Source organism: Paenibacillus sp. N22P23 (assembly GCF_059383735.1).
This window is the reverse complement of the sequence record NZ_JBXENT010000004.1, coordinates 13,946-35,377: the sequence shown is the minus strand read 5'-3', so window position 1 is coordinate 35,377 and position 21,432 is coordinate 13,946. Positions and strand designations below refer to the sequence as shown.

The following is a 21,432-nucleotide window of genomic DNA, read 5'->3' as shown; positions in this document are numbered from 1 at the left end:
ACAGATGAAAACAAAATGGTTTAAAAGTCTAAGCTTCGCCCTTATCGCCCTTACAGTCGCATTCGGTTCCGTATCCGTTGCGAGCGCATCCAGCAAATTGAGCGGCCGCATCGTCATTAACGGTTCATCGGCACTTCTGCCACTGACGCTGCAAGCAGCAAACGAGTTCAAGAAACTCAATCCGAAAGTTAGAATTTCCGCATCGGCTGCAGGTTCCATCACAGGTCCTCAATCCGTACGTAAAGGCATTGCAGACATCGGCGCTGTAGACTGGGATGCTACAAAAGACGTTCCTGGCTTCAAAGCATTCACGGGCCAAGTAGCGAACAAAGTAGCCGTTATTCCTTTCGCAGCAATCACGAACAGCAACGTCGGCATCAGCAGCTTGACGACTGCTCAATTGCAAGGTATCTTCTCCGGCAAAATCACCAACTGGAAAGAAGTTGGCGGATCGGATAAAGACATTATCGTAGTAAACCGTGCATTCGGTTCCGGTACACGCGTTAACTTCCAAATGAAGGCGCTGAATGGCACTGATTTCATGACAAAAGGCTCCAACTATAAAGAAGTAAAATCAAGCGGCGACATGAAAACAGCCATCGAAACGACGCCAAACGCAATCGGTTATATCGACCTTGTTTATGTAACAAGCAAAATGACGGGTCTGAAAATCAACAACGTGGCTCCAACAGAAGCAAACGTAATTAACGGTTCTTACAAAGTATGGGGCTACGGCTACTACATGACAAAAGGCCAGCCAACCGGCGCTACTAAAGCATTCATCGAATATGTACAAAGCAAGAAGTTCCAAACAGGATCGCTCAAGAAGCTTAAATTTATTCCGATCTCGGCCATGAAATAAGATAGGAAGCGGAGCCGGCTTATCGCATTTGCAACTGCGAAGCCGGCTCTAACTTTGAACATTTGAAAGGAGAGCAGCGTCATGAGCATGATTGACGTCCCTGTATCCAGCGAATTGGGCCGCAGCCTGGAGAATTCATCTGGTCGAAAATTCAGCCGCAAAGCACGGCTTTCGTTCTATAACCGTACGTTCCGCATCATTTGTATCGCAAGTGCTGTCTTCGTATGCGTCATTCTATTCTCGATTTTGTTCCTGATGGGCCGCACGGGCGTGCTTACGTTCGAGACGGTTTCCGTAAAAGATTTCTTCTTCTCCACTGAATGGGTACCTGAGAATGATCAATACGGCGCATTTATCTTTATTTTCGGTACATTCGCCTTAACTCTGCTGACAATGGTTATTTCCGTGCCGCTGTCTGTCATTATTGCTATTTTCTTATCCGAAATGACGCCGCCTTGGCTGAAAACGATGCTGCGCCCTGTACTTGATTTGTTAGTTGGTATTCCATCTGTCGTATACGGTTTTCTAGGTATGACCGTTCTAATCCCAATGCTGCGCACCGTAACAGGAACGAATATGGGCGATGGCATCCTGGCTGCGGCTATCGTGCTCACCATTATGACTTTGCCAACCATCAGCCGCATCACGGACGATTCCATCGTAGCGGTTCCGAAGAAATTTCGGGATGCTTCGTATGCGCTTGGCTCCACCAGGTTTCAAACCATTGTAAGAGTCGTGCTCCCAGCAGCGAAGAGTGGCATCATGTATGCCGTCATTCTGGGTATGGCACGTGCAATCGGTGAAACGATGGCCGTCGTTATGGTTATCGGTAATACTCCGCAGCTGGCGGACGCGCTGTTCAAGCCGACGGCTGTATTAACAAGTAATATCGTCATGCAAATCGCGAATGTCCCGTTTGATTCCACTTGGAACTACGCGCTGTATTTGATGGGCTTTATCCTGCTCATTATCTCGCTCCTCATGATTGTCATCGTAAGACTATTCCAAGGCAGAGGGGTGAAATTATGAGTACAGGCAAAGAGACGCCGGTTCCCCACCCGTTTGCGGCACGCAGAGGATTCAATCATCTGAGCAATCGGCTGTTTACGTCAGTGGTATGGATTATCGGGCTGTGCACCATCCTTTTTATTTGCGGCTTGTTGTTCATGATTTTGAAAAAAGGGCTGCCAGAGCTCAATTGGGGCTTCTTGTACGGGCTTCCGAGTGAGATGGAAGAAGGCGGCGGTATCGGTCCCTTGCTATTCAACTCGTTCTATGTGCTCTTCATTTCGCTTGTCATTTCCATTCCGCTTGGGATGGCGGCTGGTATCTACCTGGCGGAGTTCGCACCTGCGACGAAGTTTATCGCCTTTATTCGGATTTGCGTAGAAGGACTCGCTTCCGTACCTTCGATTATTTTCGGTTTGTTTGGAATCGCTTTGTTCGTAGAAGCATTTGATATCGGACTTACGATCATTGGCGGCGCTGTAAGTTTAGCCTTCTTGAATCTGCCGGTTCTGACCCGGGTAACAGAAGAAGCGATTCGTGCGGTACCGAAGGAAATGAAGCATGCTTCATTCGCTCTAGGCAGCACGCATCTGCAAACGATCCGCAGCGTCCTTATTCCAGTTGCTTTGAACGGTATCATTACCGGTATCTGTCTGACCGCCGGCCGCGCCTTCGGCGAGAGTGCCGTTATCATTCTGACTGCCGGTGTTTCTTCTTCCGGTGAAATGTGGGATTTCAGCTTGTTTTCCCCCGGTGCTACACTTGCGGTTCACCTATGGTACGTACAATCAGAAGCCATCGTCCCTGATGCGCAGCTTATTGCAGAGAAAGCGGCTGCCGTACTCGTCTTCGTCGTCCTGCTCATTAATATTGTCTTCCGTGTTCCGCTTTGGCTGACTGCGCGCAGAACACGTTAATTTAGCAAGCTTGCCGGATTGAAAGGAGAGATATGCATGACAATAGCTGTATTGGAACGGCCGACAACTGAAGAACTACTTCCTAATATGCCGACTGCAGAAGAACAGGTAATGACTTCAGATCATGCATTATTGACAGCTTTCATTAGGGAAGCAGCAATCGTAAACGTATCGCATACGTGCCAGGATGTAATTGCACAATTTGCGTTAACGCCGGATCATGAATGTGTTGTCGTTTGCGATGACATCGATCAACCGATTGGGCTTGTTATGCGAAACAAACTTACCATCATCCAGACGCATCGATTCGGCAGGGAGCTCTATTACAGCCGTTCGATCGCGAAGCTGATGGATCGTCAGCCGCTCATCGTGAATCAAGGGATTTCCATGCAGGAGCTGCTCGATCGCGCGCTTGGCCGTGAAGAGAAAACCTTGTACGACTGCGTGCTCGTAACGGAAAATAATCGTTTCATTGGCATGCTGACCATGTCGGACTTGCTAAAGATGTCCAGACTGCTTCAACAGCGGAGTGTAAAGGCACAGGTGAACATGATCCACGGCGCAGAAGTGATGATCGAGGAAATCGACCGCTCCATCGTCCATGTGCAGGAAGCCTCACTGTTAGGCGAATCGATGTCCAAAGAGATGTTGGATTTAACGCTCAAAGGCAAGAACGAGCTCGATAAAGTGTCGATGGCCTTTCATAATCTAACCAAACGGACTGACGTGCAGGAGAACCAAATCAGCGATTTGCATGAACGTGCCGGGTCGATTGATAAGGTGTCGAAGCTGATTCGCGGCCTTGCCGATCAATGTAATTTGCTGGCCGTTAACGCAGCGATCGAAGCGGCACGCGCCGGTGAACATGGCAGGGGATTTGCGGTCGTTGCCGATGAGGTTCGGAAACTGGCTACGCAGACCAAGGAGTCCGCAGAGGATATCAATCGGATGATTGGCTCCATTATGGAAGCCGTCAAGGAAACGGTTCATTTGGTCGGACTCGGGAAATCGGAAGCGGATACGAGCCAAGTGTACATTAAGGAAGCAGCGGATGTATTCCAGCAGTTGTTCCATGCGGCAGCAGGCAGCAGCGACAGCTCCAGCGAGATTGGCAAGCTGTCGAACCAAGCTTACTTGCAATCGCAGCGTGTAACGGAGCAAATGAAGCAATTGATTCGAGATTTGCAAGTGAACGAATAAATTTAATACTGCGTTTACAAAACGAACATATTCGATAAACAAATTCACGCTATCCTAGTTCAAGGAAGGCCTGAAACGGACGGTTAGCAAGTCCACCCAATACGGAGGAATACGCCATGCAATCAACAGCTTCCCAAACCTTGATCGATATTCATAAATTAAATTTACACTATGGGCAATTCCACGCCTTGAAGGACGTTACGATGGATATTCCGGAGAAAGCGATCACGGCTTTCATCGGACCGTCGGGCTGCGGTAAATCGACGCTGCTTCGTACGCTAAACCGGATGAACGATATGATTCCAGGTACAAGAATCGAAGGCAAGATTACAATCGGCGGTGCGGACATCTACTCGAAAGAAGTGGATGTGGAAACACTGCGCAAGAAAGTCGGCATGGTATTCCAACAGCCGAATCCATTCCCGAAATCGATTTATGATAATGTAGCCTACGGCCCGCGCTTGCACGGTATTCGCAGCAAGCAGAAGCTGGACGAAATCGTAGAATCGAGCCTTCGTTCCGCTGTATTATGGGATGAAGTAAAGGACTACCTGAAGCGTTCCGCGCTCAGCCTCTCCGGAGGACAACAACAACGTCTGTGTATCGCGCGTGCAATTGCCGTCAACCCAGACATTCTGCTTATGGATGAAGCGACTTCCGCACTTGATCCGATCTCGACGCTGAAGATCGAAGAACTGGCACAAGAGCTGAAAGATAAATATACAATCGTCATGGTTACACACAACATGCATCAAGCGGCCCGCGTTTCCAACCAGACGGTATTCTTCCTCAATGGCGAAGTGGTGGAATTCTCAGAGACAGAGAAGTTGTTCTCAAATCCACGCGATCAACGTACGGAAGACTATATCAGCGGCCGTTTCGGCTAATTTCTAAACCATAGAGGGAGAGCATTTAAGCGATGATGACGAAGCGCAAAGAATTTGATCATGGACTCGAGGAACTGAACGAGCTGATCGTCGATATGGGTCAACGCGTAGAAGCGGTTATCGCGAAGGCGATGAACGCACTGGAAACGATCGATGTACCTACAGCCAAGCAGATCATACAAGATGACAAATCGATCAACAAAATCGAAGAGAAAATTTCGGAATTAGGCGCGATGCTTATTGCCACCCAGCAGCCGGTTGCTAAGGATCTAAGACGTATCCTAGTCGCCTTCCGAATTGCCGCGGACCTTGAACGGATGGGCGATTTGGCCGTAGACGTGGCTAAAGTCGTGCTAAGACTGGAAGGGCAAGTGTTGATCAAACCTTTGATTGATTTGCCGCGAATGACTCAGATCGTACAGATGATGACTTATGAAGCGATTCAATCGTTCGTACAAGAGAATGTCAATATGGCTTACAAAATGGCTAAAGACGATGATCTGGTCGATGCGCTCTATTCTCAAATCATCCGTGAGCTGTTCTCGCTCATGATGGAAAATCCGAAAACGATCTCCCAAGCCAATCTGCTTAGCTTCGTCGGACGTTACATTGAACGTTTCGCGGATCATGCAACGAATATCGGCGAATCCGTTGTGTATCTTGTAACGGGTTCAAGACCGGATTTGAACTCCTAAGCTCAAGCACTTATAACTGCATATAGCATGTCCTAAAGCAGCCCATTCGAAGCGTATCTTTACTTCGAATCGGCTGCTTTTTGCAGTTTAGGCAGCTCTTTAAGCAAAGCGATCATACGCTGCTGCTGGGCAGGGTTCCAATAATCGGAGCGCCATGCGGCATGCAGCCTCCAGCTTTGCGACTGACCCGGCAGTTGCAGTCGCACAATTCCTTCGGGTAATTGGGGAGCGGCGTGGCTGGGGAGAATGGCCAGCAAGGAACCGGCTCGAACTGCGTTCAAGGCCAAATCGATACGGTCCGTTGTCAGCGGACTGATCAGTTTGAGCTGTTCGTTAGTGGACCAGCTGTTGACCGCTTCTTCAATGGATGGATCTGCAAGTTTTACATAGGCTTGACCGTTCAGCAGAAAGGAAGAAGCTGTGCTGTCACGTGCATCAAGCAGAGAATGAGCCTTAGTTGTATACATAGACAGCCGATCCTCAAGCAGCGGCTCATGTTGGCAACCTTGAAGCTCTTGCTCGTATCGCGGCGAATCTCCATACACAATAAGGTCGACTTTGCCGGCATGAAGCTGCTCGAATAAGCGGCTGCTTTCACCGGTAACAAGGTTGATTTGTAAAGGGGTGGCTTCCTCTGCTAGTCGATACCAATTCCCGCTGAAGAGGACAGAGGAAGCTGCATCCGTACAGCCGATGACAAATTGATGTTTCCCGTCTTGACGATAGGAAGCGAACCGCTCTTGTGCCTCGCGATAAAGACGGTCAATGCCTTCGGCATATTGATACAGCAGTTTACCGGATTCAGTAAGCAGTACCTTCCCTGTTTTCATCTCGAAGAGCGGCATGCCCCATTCTTCCTCGAGCTTCTTCATATGAAAGCTGACAGTGGGCTGCTTAATTCCGAGTGCTTCGGCAACGGCTGTCACCTTACGGAGGCGCTCGATCAATACCAAAATCTGCAATCTTAATATATTCATAATATTAGCGCTCCATCAATGACGTTTTATTCAATAATTCTATAATAAGTATTCATTTTATACAATTCCTCTATATAGTTTTTGCATTGCGTTAACACTTCGAAAATATCAGTTTAATACGCGACATCTATACTAAGTCTTGTAAAACAAATAACCGCGGTGGAGCGGAAGGAGAAACGAACTGAAATGAAAAAGGCATTACTAATTGTTGTGGCACTTATGTTGACAATCGGTTTGGCGGCTTGCGGCTCGAAGAATGAGGAGAGCACGAACACCAACTCACAAAATAGCGGTACGAATAACGCAGGTGCAGGTGAAGCATTAAGCGGATCGCTTCTGGCAACCGGCTCATCGGCACTTCAACCACTGGTAGAACAAGTATCCAAGAAGTTCATGGAAGACGCGAAGTTCGCAGGCATCACGGTTCAAGTTCAAGGCGGCGGCAGCGGCACAGGGCTGACTCAAGTATCCGGCGGTCAAGCAACGATCGGTAACTCCGATATTTTCGCGGAAGAGAAGTTCACAGATGCAGATGCAGACAAAGCTAAAGAACTGGTTGACCATCAAGTAGCAGTCGTAGCCATGGCAACTGTCATCAATAAAGACATCGCAGTAGACAACCTGACAAAACAACAGCTTGTTGACATCTTCACTGGTAAAGTGAAGAACTGGAAAGAAGTTGGCGGCGCAGATGAGAAAATTACAATCGTAAACCGTCCAGGCAGCTCAGGCACACGCAAAACATTCGAGAAATACGCGCTTGGCACGAAATCCGAAGATGTTCAAGGCTCCATCCAAGAAGATTCCTCAGGTACGGTTAAGAAACTTGTTGCTGAAACACCGGGCGCTATCGGATACCTTGCCCTTTCCTACATCGACGACACTGTAAAAACAGTGAAGTATGAAGGCGTAGAAGCTACAGAAGAGAACGTTGTTACAGGCACTTATCCGGTATGGGCTTACGAGCACATGTACACAAAAGGTGAGCCGGACGCAGCAACTAAAGCATTCCTAGACTATATGGTTAGCGATGATATTCAAAACAGCGATGTTGTGGAACTGGGCTACATTTCAATCGGTAAAATGCAAGTGAAACGCGATGTGGACGGTAATATCACAAAATAAGGTACACAAAACGAATAGTACAGTCATTAGAGGTGGATACACTCCGCCTCTAATTGGCTGTCATGAGAATGCTAGTTGAAGGAGAGAACATTCATGGAGCAGCCCGCTCGCGCTAATAAAAAACGGATTCAAACGGGGAAGACAACAAGAGCTTTTGTAAAACCGCATGTCATGGAGGAATGGGTAGGTAAAGTTTATACGGCGCTGTGTATTCTAGTCCTCATTATCACGATCGCTGCTATTGTCTATTTCGTTTCTTCCCGTGGTTTGACTACGTTTATTATGGATGGCGTGAGCCTCGGCGGGCTGCTTAGCGGCTTGAAATGGGATCCGGAAGGTGATATTCCGCTGTATGGCGCCTTGCCATTCATCTTCGGATCATTCAGTACTTCACTCTTTGCAGCGCTTCTCGCCGCACCGCTTGGTATCTGCGCGGCCGTGTTTATGACCCAAATTATGCCTGGCATTGGTAAAAAGGTTCTGCAGCCGGTTATTGAGCTGCTTGCCGGTATTCCATCTGTCGTCTTCGGTTTTGTTGGACTTAGTGTTGTTGTACCGGCGCTCCGGGCTTTATTCCCGGGACAAGGCATCGGGATTGCGGCGGGAGCCATCGTGCTCTCGCTCATGATTTTGCCAACTGTAACAACGATTGCTACGGATGCGCTGGCTGCACTGCCTCGCGGTTTGAAGGAAGCTTCCTTCGCGCTTGGCGCTACACGCTGGCAGACGATTTACCGCACTGTGCTGCCTACAACGCTGCCATCACTGTTAACAGGCGTCGTTCTCGGGATGTCCCGTGCCTTCGGTGAAGCACTGGCTGTTCAAATGGTCATCGGTAACTCGCCACATATCCCGCATTCTTTGTTTGAATCAGCATCGACGCTGACGAGTGTCATCACACTCGATATGGGTAACACCGTTATGGGCTCCACGCACAATAATGTATTGTGGTCGCTCGCGCTCATTCTGCTTAGCATGACATTCGTATTTGTATTCATAGTCCGCTTCTTGGAAAGGAGAAACCAACGATGAACGCCAAAACTGCAGATCGAATTGCCACAGGTGTTATTATCGGCGTCGCATCCCTTATCGTTCTTATTTTGGCGGGATTGCTCGGTTTTATCCTCTTCCGCGGAGTAGGACATATCAGTTTTCATTTCTTGACCTCCGCACCTCAAACGATTAAAGCGGGGGGCGGTATTGGACCACAGCTCTTTAATTCCTTGTTCCTGCTCGTATTGACGCTTATCATTACGATTCCACTCGGACTTGGCGCCGGGATTTATATGAGTGAATACGCGAAGCCGGGCCGCCTGACGGACTCCATTCGGTTGGTTGTCGAAGTGCTCTCGTCCTTCCCGTCCATCGTAGTCGGTTTGTTCGGACTTCTTGTTATCGTTAACTTATTCGGCTTCGGGTTCTCGCTGTTCTCCGGCGCACTTGCGCTGACCGTGTTCAACCTGCCGCTTATGGTTCGAATTACAGAACAATCGCTGAGCGGTGTGCCGCGTGAGCAGAAGGAAGCGAGCTTGGCGCTTGGATTGTCACGCTGGAAGACAATCACCTCCGTAATGCTTCCGATTGCAATGCCAACGATCGTAACCGGCACAATTCTTGCTTCGGGGCGTGTGTTCGGTGAAGCAGCCGCGCTGCTCTTCACAGCCGGCATGAGCTCGCCTCGCCTTGATTTCACGAATTGGAACCCGCTCAGCCCGTTCTCGCCGCTGAATCCGTTCCGTCCGGCAGAGACATTGGCCGTGCATATTTGGAAAATCAACAGTGAAGGCTTGGCTCCGGATGCAGCGGAGATTGCTGCCGGAGCATCTGCCGTCCTGCTCTTAATGGTTCTATTGTTCAACTTCGCCGCCAGATGGTTTGGAAGATACTTGCATCGCAGATTTACAGCAACCAAATAGGGAAGGGTGACGAACATGCAAACAGTAGGATTGGAAGCCAAAAATCTACGTGTATTCTACGGAGAGAAGGAAGCAATCAAAGGCGTGTCGCTCGCATTTGCACCACGTGAAGTAACGGCATTGATCGGCCCTTCAGGTTGCGGTAAGTCCACGTTCTTGCGCAGCTTGAACCGCATGAACGATACGATTGACAGTGTCCGCACATCCGGAGAGATCTGGATGGACGGTGAGAATATTAATGCATCCGGCGTCGATGTTGTCTTGCTGCGCCAGAAGATCGGTATGGTTTGGCAGCGCCCGAACCCGTTTCACAAGTCTATATATGAGAATATTGCGTTCGGACCGCGTTACCATGGCGTGCGAAACAAGAAGCAGCTCGATGAAATCGTAGAGGACTGCTTACGCAAAGCGGCACTTTGGGATGAAACGAAGGATCGTCTGCACAATTCCGCGCTTGCACTCTCAGGCGGTCAACAGCAGCGGCTTTGCATCGCCCGCTCGATTGCGGTTAAACCGAAAGTGATTCTGATGGATGAACCAGCATCGGCACTTGATCCGGTATCGACTGCGAAAGTGGAGGAGCTGATCTCGGAGCTGAAGCAGGATTACAGCATCGTTATCGTCACTCACAATATGCATCAGGCAGCAAGGGTGTCGGATAAAACAGCGTTCTTCTATATGGGCAAAGTCGTGGAGTATGATCAAACCGACAAAATCTTCACGAATCCATCCGAGAAAGCAACCGACGATTACATTTCGGGACGTTTCGGGTAATCCATCATAGGAGGCGACGCAGATGATCAAGCGCAGAGAGCTGGACGAAGGATTGGAGCTTCTGAAGCAGAAACTGATTGACATGGGTAACCGCGTTGAAACGGGGCTGGCCCGCGCGATGAAGGCGCTCGAGGAAGTGGACGCCGATTCGGCACGCATTATTATTGCCGAGGACTTGAAGCTCAATCAATTGGAGGAGAGCATCGATGAGCTGGGCGCCCGTATGATTGCTACGCAGCAGCCGGTGGCGAAGGATTTGCGCCGGATCCTCATCGCCTTCAAGATGGCGGCTGATCTGGAGCGAATGGGCGATCTGACGGTCGATATCGCGAAGGTGGTTGTGCGCCTTGAAGGTCAGACGCTCATGAAACCGCTGGTCGATCTCCCGCGCATGGCTGAGATTACCGGTCAGATGATCCACGATTCCATCCAATCTTACGTGCAGGAAAATGTGAATCTTGCCTGCAAGATGGCCCAGGACGACGATCAAGTGGATGCGCTGTTCGCGGAAGTTATTCGTGATTTGTTCGCACTGATGATCGAGAATCCGAAGACCATTACGCAAGGCAGCTTGATCAGCTTCGTCGGCCGCTATATTGAACGGATTGCCGACCATGCCACGAATATAGGCGAAAGCGTCGTCTACCTCGTGACAGGCAAACGTCCAGATTTGAATAGGTAAGGCTTTGAGGATCCGGTGCCGCGCATGATGCGCAGCATCGGATTTTTTACGTGGAGTTAACAATAGGACAATACTTCCATCACACTTTCTTCCTACAATGAAACATAAGGGATAGTCAAAAAGACTCACGCCTAAGAGGGATTCATATGAACGAAATCAGCTACGGATTATTAGACAAGACAATGCTGCATCGTTTAAAGGAAGGCTGGCATCAGGGCGGCATTGGCGTGATTGCCTTACAACTGCTACAGGGTACACCTGCTGTGGTTGACGAGGTATTGAATGAATGGGTGAAGGAACAAGATGGGCTCGTTTGGCACAGCACGATGGGGGATGACCGGTTCTATTTTCTAGCCTGCGGCTTTGCGGCGGCTAAGGAACTGGAGTCACGGATAAGACTCGGAATCGATACGTTGAACGTGAATCTAAGCAAGGCCATTGAGGCAAACCGGATCGTCAACATGGACGAACGGGAGGGGCATGCGTATTTTGCAGTTGGACATGCGGTTTCCTATCCGATGCCGGCAAATGGCCGATCCATGGAAGCGAGTGTGTATGAAGCGATCAAGGAAGCTTATGAGATGGTGATCCGTTTCAGAGTGGGGGAGCGGGATGAACAGCATTTGAGTCAGGACCAACAGGAAACATACTTCAGCAGCGTCCCATCGTACGTGACGATCGGATCTCTGGCCAAGACGGTGCCTATGTTTGCCCCGGGCTCGCTCGTATCCGATCTTTCTCGCATGTTCGAGTCAAATCCGCATATTCAAGGTGCGGTGGTTGTTCAAGAGAGCAGGCCGATCGGGCTTGTGATGAAAGAAAATATGAATCAGCTGCTGGCAGGGCAGTTTGGCCTTCCGCTCTATTGGAATCGGGCGATTTCCAGGATTATGGATAAGGAAGCGCTTGTCGTCGATGCAGATCTGCCTGTGGAGCAGGTTGTACAACTGGCGATGGCGAGGGATATCTCCAGGCTCTATCATATCGTTCTTATCACGCGCGGCGACAAGTTTATTGGCGCTGCATCGGTCCGTTCGATTCTAGAGTGCATGACGCAGCTGCGAACAGAGGAAGCGCGGACGGCGAACCCGCTGACGGGACTGCCGGGCAATGCGTCTATACAGCGCGAGATGCAGCGGCGGATCGATGGGGGCAAGCCGTTTACGATTATTTATGCGGATTTGGATTATTTCAAATGGTTTAATGATTGCTTCGGTTTCAGCCAAGGGGATGCGCTGATTCGGTTTCTCGCCTCCGTTCTGCAGGAAGTTGCACAGGTTGGCGGGAAACGGGATGATTTTATCGGTCATATCGGCGGGGATGATTTCATCATGCTGACTGATCGAGCAGAATCGGATAAGCTGTGCCGTCTGCTGCTTGCAAGGTTCGATAGCGGTGTTAAAGCCTATTATGGGACAACTGAACGACCAAGCGTCGTTGACCGGAGCGGGGTGGCGGTGCAGCAAGAAGGCGTCACTTTATCGCTGTCGCTGCTAAGCTGGAATGGGGCCAATCCGGTAACAACAGCAATCATTTCACAAGCGGCAGCGCGGGTAAAGAAGCAGGCGAAAGGAATTCGCGGCAGTGCCTATGTTGCCAGCGATGTATTCGGAGAGCAGCTGGGAGAGGGAATGACGTGACAGTAACTAGAGAAACCAATCAGATGGGCATTATCTATTTCGCATGGCAAGGCAAAGCGATCGAGCAAGAAGACGTAAAGGTGAAGCTAGATGCCAAGTGGCGTCGTTTCGCCGAACAGGTCATGACGGAGCAAGATTCGGTCAGTGTTACCGGACTGTCGAAGCTGTGGCTGCGCGATGATCTATTTGTGTGTCTTTCCCTTCCGCCAACCCTGTTCCATTCTCCGGAAGAGGAACTGCTGACCTTAGGCAGCAGACTGAAGCTGGACTGGGAGGAGCGCTTTATGGCCGCCGAATTCGGTGGAGCGGTTCCGGAGCTAAAGCTGCATGCAGGCGTTTCCTTCTTGAATGGCAGCATCGTTTCGGAGGAAGAGCGGCTGTACGATGGCATTAAACGCGCGATTATCCACGGACAGCCTACCGGCGCGACGGAGCGCAGCTTGAAGCGCAGAGCGCTGGAGCACATCCTTATGGAGCGGCTCATTCATCCCGTCTATCAGCCGATTATTTCGCTGCAGTGTGGGACGGAAGCGGCGTACGGGTATGAGGCGCTTTCTCGTTTGCCGGATAAACGCTGGTTTGACGGACCGCTGCAGCTGTTTGATTTTGCCTCGGAGGAGGGACTGACCTATTCGCTTGACCGGCTGGCTCGGGAGCGTGCAATCGAAGGAAGCGCAGGTTTGTCGGCGGGGCAGAAGCTGTTTATCAACATCACCGCTAAAATTATGAATGACCCTTCCTTCACGACCGGACGGACTATGCTGCTGCTTGAGAAGTACGGGTTGTCTCCTCATCATGTTGTGTTCGAAATTACGGAGCGCAGCTCCATTGAGGATTTCGGTGCGGCGAAGAAGATTCTGCAGCATTACCGCCATCAAGGCTATCAAATCGCCATCGACGATGCGGGGGCGGGTTATTCGTCGCTGCAGTCCATTGTAGAGTTGGAGCCGGATTATATCAAAATCGATCGTTCACTCATTCATGGCATCCATGAGGATGGCATGAAGGCCCATCTGGTCCAAACGTTCACGGAGCTGGCTGCCAAAATGGGCATCTCGCTTGTGGCGGAAGGAATCGAGGAAGAGAGCGAGCTTCACTATATCAAGTCCATCGGCGTCCACTACGCGCAAGGGTTCTTGCTTGGCAGACCGCAGCCTTCTATTGCTTAACAACTTGAAGTGAATGGGGGACAATCGCGTAAAAGTTGCAGGATAGGTGGGGGTTCGCGAACGTGCGAACTGCGGCGTGTACCGGCGGTTTACTGGCGCGAAATGCTCTAACGAACCGTAGAGGGCTTATTCGCCCCCAGATGGCCCTCAACAAATTCTAACGAACCATAGAGGCCTTATTTGAAGGTTTTTAGGTGTTTTGGTGCCAATTTACCCCAAATAAGGCCTGTACGGTTCGTTAGATTCTAGGAGCCGAGAGATTCGGCCATATAAGACCTGTACGGTTCGTTAGATTTTGCGAGGCACTCGTGTTGTAGAGAGTGGATGAATGAAAGCGGAGTGCAGCAAGTTGAATACGAATGACAAAAAGCGGAGTAGAGATTCGAAAATGGTAGCTGGCGGCACAGGGGGACACTGTGCCGCCTTTTATATTAGTGGTGTGAATAGGCTGAATCGTGCCAAGGCAGAATGATGATTTGTAGCTTCGCTTCATATCGCCAATCTGTGCCAAAGCAGAAAGATGATTCGGAACTCCGTTTCGAGCACATCATTCTGTTCCAGGGCAGAATCATGAATGAAGCTTGGCTTCAACTCATCATTCTGTTCCACGGCAGAACGCTGCTTTGAAACTTAGTTTCAACGCAGCATTCTGCCTGGGAAAGTGTGTTCGCTTTATGCTATGATAAGCACTAGGAATAATAAGGTGAGGTGTGCTTGTCGGATGGATAAATGGGTATTGATTGATGGGAACAGTATCATTTATAGAGCATTCTTCGCGATGCCGCCGCTTACGAATTCGTCGGGGCTGCATACGAATGCGGTGTACGGTTTTACAACCATGCTGCTGAAGCTGCTGGAGGAAGAGAAACCGACGCATATCCTTGTTGCATTCGATGCGGGCAAGGTTACGTTCCGTCATGAAGGTTATGCGGAATATAAAGGCGGTCGGGAGAAAACACCTTCTGAGCTGTCAGAGCAATTTCCTGTGCTAAAGGAGCTGCTGCGCTCATTCGGGATTGCGCAATATGAGCTGCCGGGTTATGAAGCCGATGACATTATCGGGACACTCAGCCGATTAGCGGATGAGGGCGGGATTGAAACCGTCGTCGTGTCCGGAGACAAGGATATGCTGCAGCTGGCTTCAGACCATGTCACCATTGCGCTCACGCGTAAAGGGGTCACGGATGTGGAGCGTTACAATCCAATCGGCATCCAAGAGCGATACGGCTTAACACCATTGCAAATTATCGACCTTAAAGGTCTGATGGGCGATACATCCGATAACATTCCGGGTATTCCGGGTGTCGGGGAGAAAACAGCGCTGAAGCTGCTGCACGAGTTCGGCAGCGTGGAAGGCGTACTTGCCAATACGAGCGAAATTAAAGGCAAGATGAAGGATAAGGTTGAAGAGCATCAGGAAAGTGCCATCATGAGCAAGAAGCTCGCTACGATCTACCGCGAGGTGCCGCTTGAGAATAAAGCGGACGAGCTGGTGTATAACGGTTATGATGAAGTCGCGCTCGGCGATATGTTCCGCAAGCTGGAGTTTAAGTCGTTGATCGAGCGGCTGCAGCTTCCTGAAGCGGGCGGAGCCTCCGCGGCTGAGTTCGCGGAAGCGACCTATGAGGTTGTGACTGCCAGCGAGCTGACAGCAAGTGTGCTGACCGAGCTGCTTGCAACCTCCGAAAGCTTCTATATTGAAGCGATTGGCGAGAATCCGCATCAAGCGAGGTTCATTGGACTAGCCGTGACGAACGGAGAACGCGTCGTTGTCGTCACTTACGACGAACTGATGGATGCGAAGATTTCTGCTCCTGTGCGCAAGTGGCTTGAGGATGAGCAAGCGCCGAAGAGGGGCTACGATCTGCACAAAGCCGAGCTTGTCCTGTCTTGGCTTGGTATAGAGCTATGTGGAACGACCTTCGACGCGCTGCTTGCAGCGTATCTTCTAGACCCGACGGAATCAAGCCAAACGTTAGCTGCGCTCATTCAGCGTCACGGTCTTGCAGCCATTCAAACGGATGAATCCGTATATGGCAAAGGCGCGAAGTTCCAAGTGCCGGCTTCGGATGTACTGGCAGGCCATTTGGCTGCTAAAGCGGATGCTGTCCGCAGGCTCGTACCGATGCTGACCGAAGAGCTGGAGACCGGTCATATGAGCAAGCTTTGCTATGAGCTGGAGCAGCCGTTAGCGGTTGTTCTCGCCGGGATGGAGAAGCAAGGCATTAAGGTGAACGCCTCGGTGCTTGAGGATCTTGGCGCAGAGCTGGAGAAGAATATCTCGCAATATATGAGCGACATCTATATGCATGCCGGCATGGAGTTCAACATTAACTCTCCGAAACAGCTTGGAGAGGTTCTCTTCGAGAAGCTGGGCCTTCCTGCATGGAAGAAAACGAAGACAGGCTATTCGACGGATGCGGAAGTGCTGGAGAAACTTGAGCCCTATCACGAAATTGTGAAGCTCATCCTACTCTACCGCCAGCTGGCGAAACTGCAGTCCACTTATGTAGAAGGTCTGCTGAAGGAAATTCGCCGCGATACGGGTAAGGTTCATACGTTCTACCGTCAGACGATCGCTGCTACCGGACGGCTGTCGAGCCAATTCCCGAACCTGCAGAACATTCCGATTCGGCTCGAGGAAGGGCGCCGCATTCGCAAAGCGTTCGTGCCGTCAGAGCCGGGCTGGACCATTCTCGCAGCCGACTATTCACAGATCGAGCTGCGCGTTCTGGCGCATATTTCCGGTGACGAGAAGATGAAGACTGCCTTTATCGAGGATACCGATATTCATACGAAAACCGCGATGGACGTCTTCGGCGTTACAGCAGATCAAGTCGATGCGAATATGCGTCGTCAAGCAAAAGCGGTTAACTTCGGAATCGTGTACGGGATCAGCGATTTCGGTCTGTCGAACAACCTCAACATCGCGCGCAAGGATGCGGCGAAGTTTATCGAGCAATATTTTGAAGTGTTCCAAGGGGTACGGGCTTACATGGACAATATCGTTGCCCAAGCCCGTGCGGATGGCTTTGTAACGACGCTGCTCGAGCGCAGACGCTACTTGACTGATATTAAAGCGTCGAATTTCAACCTTCGTTCGTTCGCCGAACGGACAGCAATGAACACGCCAATTCAAGGTACGGCAGCAGATATCATCAAGCTGGCGATGGTCAACATGGACAAGGAACTGCGTGATCGCGGTCTCCGCAGCCGCATGCTGCTGCAGGTACACGATGAGCTCGTCTTCGAAGTGCCGGCCGAGGAGCTGGAGCTGATGAAGACACTCGTACCGCAGGTGATGGAAGGTGCGCTCAAGCTGGATGTACCGCTCAAAGCAGACGTCAGCTTTGGCGATAACTGGTATGAAGCCAAGTAAGATATGCATGTAAATGATATGAAAATCGAGGAGCTTCAGTACGTTCTCTGCATATTGCAGCGGGGCGTTCTGGGGCTTTTCTTTTTTAGAATTGGCTATTTTCGCCATTCCTTCGATGAGGTAAGCTAGAGAGTAGGCAAGAGTAGACGAGGAGGACAAAATGACTACAATTCCTAACGACTATGTGGAACGCGTTTATGCCGGCTGGCTCGGTAAAGTCATCGGTGTGCGGCATGGAGGTAATATCGAGCAATGGACGTATGATCGAATAGCGCGTACGTTCGGCGAGATAACCGGTTATTTGCATTCGTTCAAAAACTTCGCCGCAGATGATGATACGAATGGGCCCATGTTCTTCCTTCGAGCACTAGAGGATTACACGCATACAAGCGACATAACGGCGGAACAAATGGGGCTGACCTGGCTCAACTATGCGCCGGACGGTCATGGGTTCTATTGGTGGGGCGGCTACGGGAAATCGACGGAGCATACGGCCTATCAGAATTTGAAAAATGGGATTATGGCCCCACGTTCTGGCTCCATCGCACAGAACGGCGCAGCAGTGGCGGAGCAAATTGGCGGGCAGATTTTCATCGATACATGGGGGTTGATTGCACCGGGCAATCCGGTGCTAGCAGCCGAGTACGCGGAGAAAATTGCAAGCGTTTCCCATGATGGAAACGGCAAATACGGCGGTATGTTTATTGCGGCTTGCATAGCGGCGGCTTTCGTCCATAAGGATATTCACGAGATATTGGGAGCAGGCCTTTCGGTGATCCCGGCTAACTGTGAATATGCCTTGATGACCAGAGCAGTGATGGACTACCACGCAGAGCAACCGGAACAATGGCGGGATGCATTCCGTTTCGTAGAAGAGCGTTACGGCTACCATCTCTATCCGGGCGAATGCCATATCATCCCGAATGCCTCTGTTATTATCCTTTCTTTGCTTTACGGTGGAGGCGACTTCTCCCGTGCTATCAATATTTGCAATATGTGCGGCTGGGACACCGACTGCAACGTTGCTAATGTAGGCACTATTATGGGTGTGATGAACGGCCTTGAGGGGATCGATGCTTCGTGGCGTCAGCCGATCAACGATTTCCTATGCTGCTCGAGTGTGATCGGTACATTAAATATGCTGAATATCCCTTGGTGTGCTACTTATATCGCAAGCTTTGGTTACCGAATCGCAGGCAGTGAAGTGCCGGCACGATGGGCAGCGATTCTAAGCGGCGAAGCACCTCAGTTTCATTTTGAGCTGCCGGGGTCCACGCATGCATTCCGAACGGATTGGGATGACAGCGGCGTGCATGTCACGAGCTTCGTCCAAAACTCGGACGAGGCAGCAGCGAGCGGCTCACGGTCGCTGAAAGTCGTGTTTGACAGGTCGATGGGCGGCTATGGTTATCGAACCTATTATCAGACGTATTATCGCCCGCATCATTTTAATGACAGTCGGTATGATCCGAGCTTCTCGCCGCTTATCTATCCGGGCCAAACAATCACAGCCAGCCTAATGGTGCCTGCGTATATTGGAGCTCCAATCCATGCAAGGCTTTATGTGAAAGACGGCAATGCCAACGTTCGTTACTATGGTGAGTCTGTCCTCTTGACGAAAGGGGAATGGACGCCGCTTACGTATGAGCTGCCATTTATGGCGAATGTCTGCTTGGAGGAAGCGGGAATTGAGCTTATTCCGCTTGAAGGATGGCATGACCATTTGATTGCTTATGTCGATCATATGGATTTCTCCGGTGTGCCGAACTACTCGGTTGATTTCAAGCATGAGCGGACGGAGCGGTGGCATGGCTTGCATCAGGAAGTAAGCCAGTTCACCTACTTGCGCGGCTTGTGGGCACTGGAGAACGGGGAGCTGTCCGGAAGCTATAGCGGCGAGCCGGCGGAATGTTATACCGGTGATTTGAAGTGGCGGGATTACGAATATGAAGCCGTGATTACGCCTCAAGCCGGCAGCCATCATAATATGCAGTTCCGGGTACAAGGCGGCATCCGTTCCTATGCTGTCGGACTTGCGACAGGGAACCGGTTAAAGCTCTATAAGAATGCGAATGGATACATCGAACTCGCAGCTGTAGACTATGAGTGGGTTCATGGCCAAGATTATACGATCAAGGTCGAAGCGAGAGAGAACCGCTTCAGCATCTCAATCGGCGGACAGCAAGTGCTGCAATTTGAGGATAAGGATCAGCCCTACTTAACCGGTCAAGTCGGACTCTCAAATCTACACGGCAGTCATACCCATTATAAGCAGTTTTCAGTACGTGGTTTGTAGAAGATGAGCTTACAAAAGCTGCGCTCAAACTAACCTATGGAGGCCTTCTATTCGCTGTAATAATCAGCGTGGAAGGCTTCTTTTTGTGCGAATGGGAGGTTCCATAGGTGGAAGGCTTACAAGTCGTGAAGGCGGCTAGGAGATTTGGCCTTGCTGAGGTATAATGAGGTCTGAACCATGGCTTGGGAGGGAATCATGAAATGCCGGAGCTACCGGAGGTTGAAACCGTTCGGCGGACGCTGAACGAGTTAATTAGGGGAAAACGGATCGAGCGGGTAACCGTGTCGCTTCCGCGTATTATACAACGACCGCATGAGCCGGAGATATTCGCTGCTGCGCTTGCGGGTCATACCATTGAGTCCGTGGAGCGCCGAGGTAAGTTTCTGCGCATTCTGCTAGATGGCCTTGTGCTAGTCTCGCATCTTCGCATGGAAGGCCGTTATGGCGTCTATGAAGCGGATGAACCGGTGGAGCTTCACACGCATGTTCGTTTTCATTTCGAAGATGGTACGGAGCTGCGCTATAAAGACGTACGGCAATTCGGCACGATGCATCTGTTTGCACCGGGTGAGGACCTAGTCCTTCCACCTCTGAACAAGCTGGGAATCGAGCCGCTTGAAGAAGGATTTACATTGCAGGCTTTCAAGAAGGAAGTCGCCCATCGTACGACGAAGATCAAGCCGCTCCTGTTGAACCAGGAATATATCGTTGGACTCGGCAATATTTATGTGGACGAGGCGCTCTTCACGGCTGGCATTCACCCCGAGCGGACAGCGGATTCCATTAAACCGGCTGAATGGACGAAGCTTCATGAAGCGATTCGTGCAACACTCTCGCGCGCAGTAGATGCGGGTGGATCGTCGATTAAATCTTATGTAAATGGCCAAGGCGAAATGGGTATGTTCCAGCATGAGCTGCTCATCTATGGCCGTAAGAACGAGCCTTGCCGCAAATGCGGTGCAAGCATAGATAAGACCGTCGTTGGCGGCCGGGGCACACATATTTGCCTCAAATGCCAGCCATTCCCGAAGAAGCGGGGCGGCAGTGAGGCAGCCAAGCCAACCTCTAAATAAGGAACGACTGCGGGCAGCGTGCATATGATGTACCATTCATGTTTTCTAGGCGAGTGCACAGAACCTGCGCTTTCGTCATCATGGGAGGGACATCAAGTTGCTCATTCATGCTGCATCATTGCTGCTGCTTGCTTTTGCCGTTAGCTTGGATGGATTCGGCGTTGGCGTTACGTATGGACTTCGGCGTATCCGAATTCCGGTGCCGTCGATTGTTATTATCGCCTTTTGTTCGGGATTGGTCGTATGGCTGTCCATGCAAATTGGCTCACTGCTTACGGGTTATATGTCGCCGGACGTAGCGAAATGGATCGGTGCAGTTCTGCTGATGCTGATAGGCGTTTGGGCGCTTATCCAGTATTGGAAACGCAAAACGGAAGGGGACTCGGTGGATACGGAGGAAGCTTCCGCCGAAGGTGGCGGATACGAAGAGGCCGGTGCTGTGATGGCAGCGGGCAACATTCGTATGGCGGCATCCACGATCGTTATTCTGGAATTGAAACGATTGGGCATTGTGATTCAAATCTTGCGGACGCCGCAAATGGCCGATGTGGACAGATCCGGTATTATTTCCGCATCAGAGGCTGTACTGCTTGGTTTTGCCCTGTCGCTCGACAGCTTCGGAGCGGGACTTGGCGCGGCGATGGTTGGTTTTAATCCACTGTTGACTGCGGTTGTCATTTCCGGTGCAAGCGGGATATTCCTGCTTGCGGGAATGCGGCTTGGTTTCCGGTTCGCAGCATGGCGCGGCATGCGCGCTTTGTCCGTGCTGCCTGGAATTATGCTGATTGTAATGGGCGTTATGCGTTTAATGTAGGTGAAGGACAGAATTTGA

Annotated in this window: 18 protein-coding genes and 1 pseudogene; 18 read left to right on the top strand and 1 reads right to left on the bottom strand. The window is 50.7% G+C overall.

Annotated features, from left to right (window positions below; genetic code table 11):
• Positions 1 to 4 precede the first annotated feature (4 nt).
• The 7 genes and pseudogenes from AC506A_RS18365 to phoU (AC506A_RS18335) all read left to right on the top strand — a co-directional run bounded on the left by AC506A_RS18365 (position 5) and on the right by phoU (AC506A_RS18335) (position 5,569).
• Positions 5 to 862: a phosphate ABC transporter substrate-binding protein gene (locus AC506A_RS18365; RefSeq protein WP_495462462.1), complete on the top strand. Its 858-nt coding sequence runs from the start codon at positions 5 to 7 to the stop codon at positions 860 to 862.
• Between the two features lie 81 nt (positions 863 to 943).
• Positions 944 to 1,891, top strand: a complete 948-nt coding sequence (pstC, locus tag AC506A_RS18360; RefSeq protein ID WP_495462461.1) for a phosphate ABC transporter permease subunit PstC — start codon at positions 944 to 946, stop codon at positions 1,889 to 1,891.
• Entirely contained in the window at positions 1,888 to 2,787 is a 900-nt protein-coding gene (gene pstA / locus AC506A_RS18355) for a phosphate ABC transporter permease PstA (protein ID WP_495462460.1), read from the top strand. The genes pstC (AC506A_RS18360) and pstA (AC506A_RS18355) overlap by 4 nt, the downstream gene beginning before the upstream one ends.
• A 36-nt stretch (positions 2,788 to 2,823) precedes the next feature.
• Positions 2,824 to 3,279: pseudogene (locus AC506A_RS18350) on the top strand (CBS domain-containing protein); the annotation flags it as partial.
• Entirely contained in the window at positions 3,265 to 3,987 is a 723-nt protein-coding gene (locus AC506A_RS18345) for a methyl-accepting chemotaxis protein (RefSeq protein ID WP_495462826.1), read from the top strand. The pseudogene AC506A_RS18350 and the gene AC506A_RS18345, both read left to right, overlap by 15 nt.
• Before the next feature lie 116 nt (positions 3,988 to 4,103).
• Complete coding sequence (pstB, locus tag AC506A_RS18340; RefSeq protein WP_091214203.1) at positions 4,104 to 4,874, top strand: phosphate ABC transporter ATP-binding protein PstB; 771 nt, start codon at positions 4,104 to 4,106, stop codon at positions 4,872 to 4,874.
• 35 nt (positions 4,875 to 4,909) lie between these two features.
• The gene (gene phoU / locus AC506A_RS18335; protein ID WP_495462825.1) at positions 4,910 to 5,569 is read left to right on the top strand and encodes a phosphate signaling complex protein PhoU; all 660 of its coding nucleotides are present in this window, start codon (positions 4,910 to 4,912) and stop codon (positions 5,567 to 5,569) included.
• 59 nt (positions 5,570 to 5,628) lie between these two features.
• Here the strand turns inward: phoU (AC506A_RS18335) and AC506A_RS18330 are convergent, their stop codons facing one another.
• Positions 5,629 to 6,546, bottom strand: a complete 918-nt coding sequence (locus AC506A_RS18330) for a LysR family transcriptional regulator (RefSeq protein WP_495462459.1) — start codon at positions 6,544 to 6,546, stop codon at positions 5,629 to 5,631.
• A gap of 186 nt (positions 6,547 to 6,732) precedes the next feature.
• On the opposite strand from AC506A_RS18330, the gene AC506A_RS18325 reads away from it, so the two are divergent.
• From AC506A_RS18325 to AC506A_RS18275, 11 genes are all read left to right on the top strand, one after another.
• On the top strand, positions 6,733 to 7,671 hold the full coding sequence (locus AC506A_RS18325) for a phosphate ABC transporter substrate-binding protein (RefSeq protein WP_495462458.1): 939 nt from the start codon (positions 6,733 to 6,735) through the stop codon (positions 7,669 to 7,671).
• Between the two features lie 93 nt (positions 7,672 to 7,764).
• Positions 7,765 to 8,703, top strand: coding sequence for a phosphate ABC transporter permease subunit PstC (gene pstC, locus AC506A_RS18320; protein ID WP_495462457.1), 939 nt, complete (start codon positions 7,765 to 7,767; stop codon positions 8,701 to 8,703).
• A complete protein-coding gene (gene pstA / locus AC506A_RS18315) occupies positions 8,700 to 9,587 on the top strand; it encodes a phosphate ABC transporter permease PstA (protein ID WP_495462456.1) in 888 nt (295 codons plus the stop codon). The genes pstC (AC506A_RS18320) and pstA (AC506A_RS18315) overlap by 4 nt, the downstream gene beginning before the upstream one ends.
• Before the next feature lie 15 nt (positions 9,588 to 9,602).
• The gene (gene pstB, locus AC506A_RS18310; RefSeq protein ID WP_495462455.1) at positions 9,603 to 10,361 is read left to right on the top strand and encodes a phosphate ABC transporter ATP-binding protein PstB; all 759 of its coding nucleotides are present in this window, start codon (positions 9,603 to 9,605) and stop codon (positions 10,359 to 10,361) included.
• 22 nt (positions 10,362 to 10,383) lie between these two features.
• Positions 10,384 to 11,043, top strand: coding sequence for a phosphate signaling complex protein PhoU (phoU, locus tag AC506A_RS18305; protein ID WP_495462454.1), 660 nt, complete (start codon positions 10,384 to 10,386; stop codon positions 11,041 to 11,043).
• A gap of 146 nt (positions 11,044 to 11,189) precedes the next feature.
• Positions 11,190 to 12,683, top strand: coding sequence for a GGDEF domain-containing protein (locus tag AC506A_RS18300; protein ID WP_495462453.1), 1,494 nt, complete (start codon positions 11,190 to 11,192; stop codon positions 12,681 to 12,683).
• Positions 12,680 to 13,852: an EAL domain-containing protein gene (locus AC506A_RS18295; protein ID WP_495462452.1), complete on the top strand. Its 1,173-nt coding sequence runs from the start codon at positions 12,680 to 12,682 to the stop codon at positions 13,850 to 13,852. The genes AC506A_RS18300 and AC506A_RS18295 overlap by 4 nt, the downstream gene beginning before the upstream one ends.
• A gap of 721 nt (positions 13,853 to 14,573) precedes the next feature.
• Entirely contained in the window at positions 14,574 to 17,231 is a 2,658-nt protein-coding gene (polA, locus tag AC506A_RS18290) for a DNA polymerase I (protein WP_495462451.1), read from the top strand.
• Between the two features lie 160 nt (positions 17,232 to 17,391).
• Complete coding sequence (locus AC506A_RS18285; RefSeq protein ID WP_495462450.1) at positions 17,392 to 19,527, top strand: ADP-ribosylglycohydrolase family protein; 2,136 nt, start codon at positions 17,392 to 17,394, stop codon at positions 19,525 to 19,527.
• Positions 19,528 to 19,727: 200 nt separating this feature from the next.
• Positions 19,728 to 20,600 carry a DNA-formamidopyrimidine glycosylase gene (gene mutM, locus AC506A_RS18280; protein WP_495462449.1) on the top strand — a complete coding sequence of 291 codons (873 nt, stop codon included), beginning with the start codon at positions 19,728 to 19,730 and terminating at the stop codon, positions 20,598 to 20,600.
• Between the two features lie 97 nt (positions 20,601 to 20,697).
• Positions 20,698 to 21,414, top strand: coding sequence for an MntP/YtaF family protein (locus tag AC506A_RS18275; RefSeq protein ID WP_495462448.1), 717 nt, complete (start codon positions 20,698 to 20,700; stop codon positions 21,412 to 21,414).
• Positions 21,415 to 21,432: the final 18 nt, after the last annotated feature.

Excerpts from the sequence above, each read along its gene's own strand:
- pstC (WP_495462461.1), top strand. The coding sequence starts at position 944 with ATGAGCATGATTGACGTCCCTGTATCCAGCGAATTGGGCCGCAGCCTG.
- mutM (WP_495462449.1), top strand. The coding sequence starts at position 19,728 with ATGCCGGAGCTACCGGAGGTTGAAACCGTTCGGCGGACGCTGAACGAG.
- pstB (WP_091214203.1), top strand. The coding sequence starts at position 4,104 with ATGCAATCAACAGCTTCCCAAACCTTGATCGATATTCATAAATTAAAT.
- polA (WP_495462451.1), top strand. The coding sequence starts at position 14,574 with ATGGATAAATGGGTATTGATTGATGGGAACAGTATCATTTATAGAGCA.
- AC506A_RS18285 (WP_495462450.1), top strand. The coding sequence starts at position 17,392 with ATGACTACAATTCCTAACGACTATGTGGAACGCGTTTATGCCGGCTGG.
- pstB (WP_495462455.1), top strand. The coding sequence starts at position 9,603 with ATGCAAACAGTAGGATTGGAAGCCAAAAATCTACGTGTATTCTACGGA.
- phoU (WP_495462825.1), top strand. The coding sequence starts at position 4,910 with ATGACGAAGCGCAAAGAATTTGATCATGGACTCGAGGAACTGAACGAG.
- phoU (WP_495462454.1), top strand. The coding sequence starts at position 10,384 with ATGATCAAGCGCAGAGAGCTGGACGAAGGATTGGAGCTTCTGAAGCAG.
- pstA (WP_495462460.1), top strand. The coding sequence starts at position 1,888 with ATGAGTACAGGCAAAGAGACGCCGGTTCCCCACCCGTTTGCGGCACGC.
- AC506A_RS18330 (WP_495462459.1), bottom strand. The coding sequence starts at position 6,546 with ATGAATATATTAAGATTGCAGATTTTGGTATTGATCGAGCGCCTCCGT.
- pstA (WP_495462456.1), top strand. The coding sequence starts at position 8,700 with ATGAACGCCAAAACTGCAGATCGAATTGCCACAGGTGTTATTATCGGC.
- AC506A_RS18365 (WP_495462462.1), top strand. The coding sequence starts at position 5 with ATGAAAACAAAATGGTTTAAAAGTCTAAGCTTCGCCCTTATCGCCCTT.
- AC506A_RS18300 (WP_495462453.1), top strand. The coding sequence starts at position 11,190 with ATGAACGAAATCAGCTACGGATTATTAGACAAGACAATGCTGCATCGT.
- pstC (WP_495462457.1), top strand. The coding sequence starts at position 7,765 with ATGGAGCAGCCCGCTCGCGCTAATAAAAAACGGATTCAAACGGGGAAG.
- AC506A_RS18345 (WP_495462826.1), top strand. The coding sequence starts at position 3,265 with ATGCTGACCATGTCGGACTTGCTAAAGATGTCCAGACTGCTTCAACAG.
- AC506A_RS18325 (WP_495462458.1), top strand. The coding sequence starts at position 6,733 with ATGAAAAAGGCATTACTAATTGTTGTGGCACTTATGTTGACAATCGGT.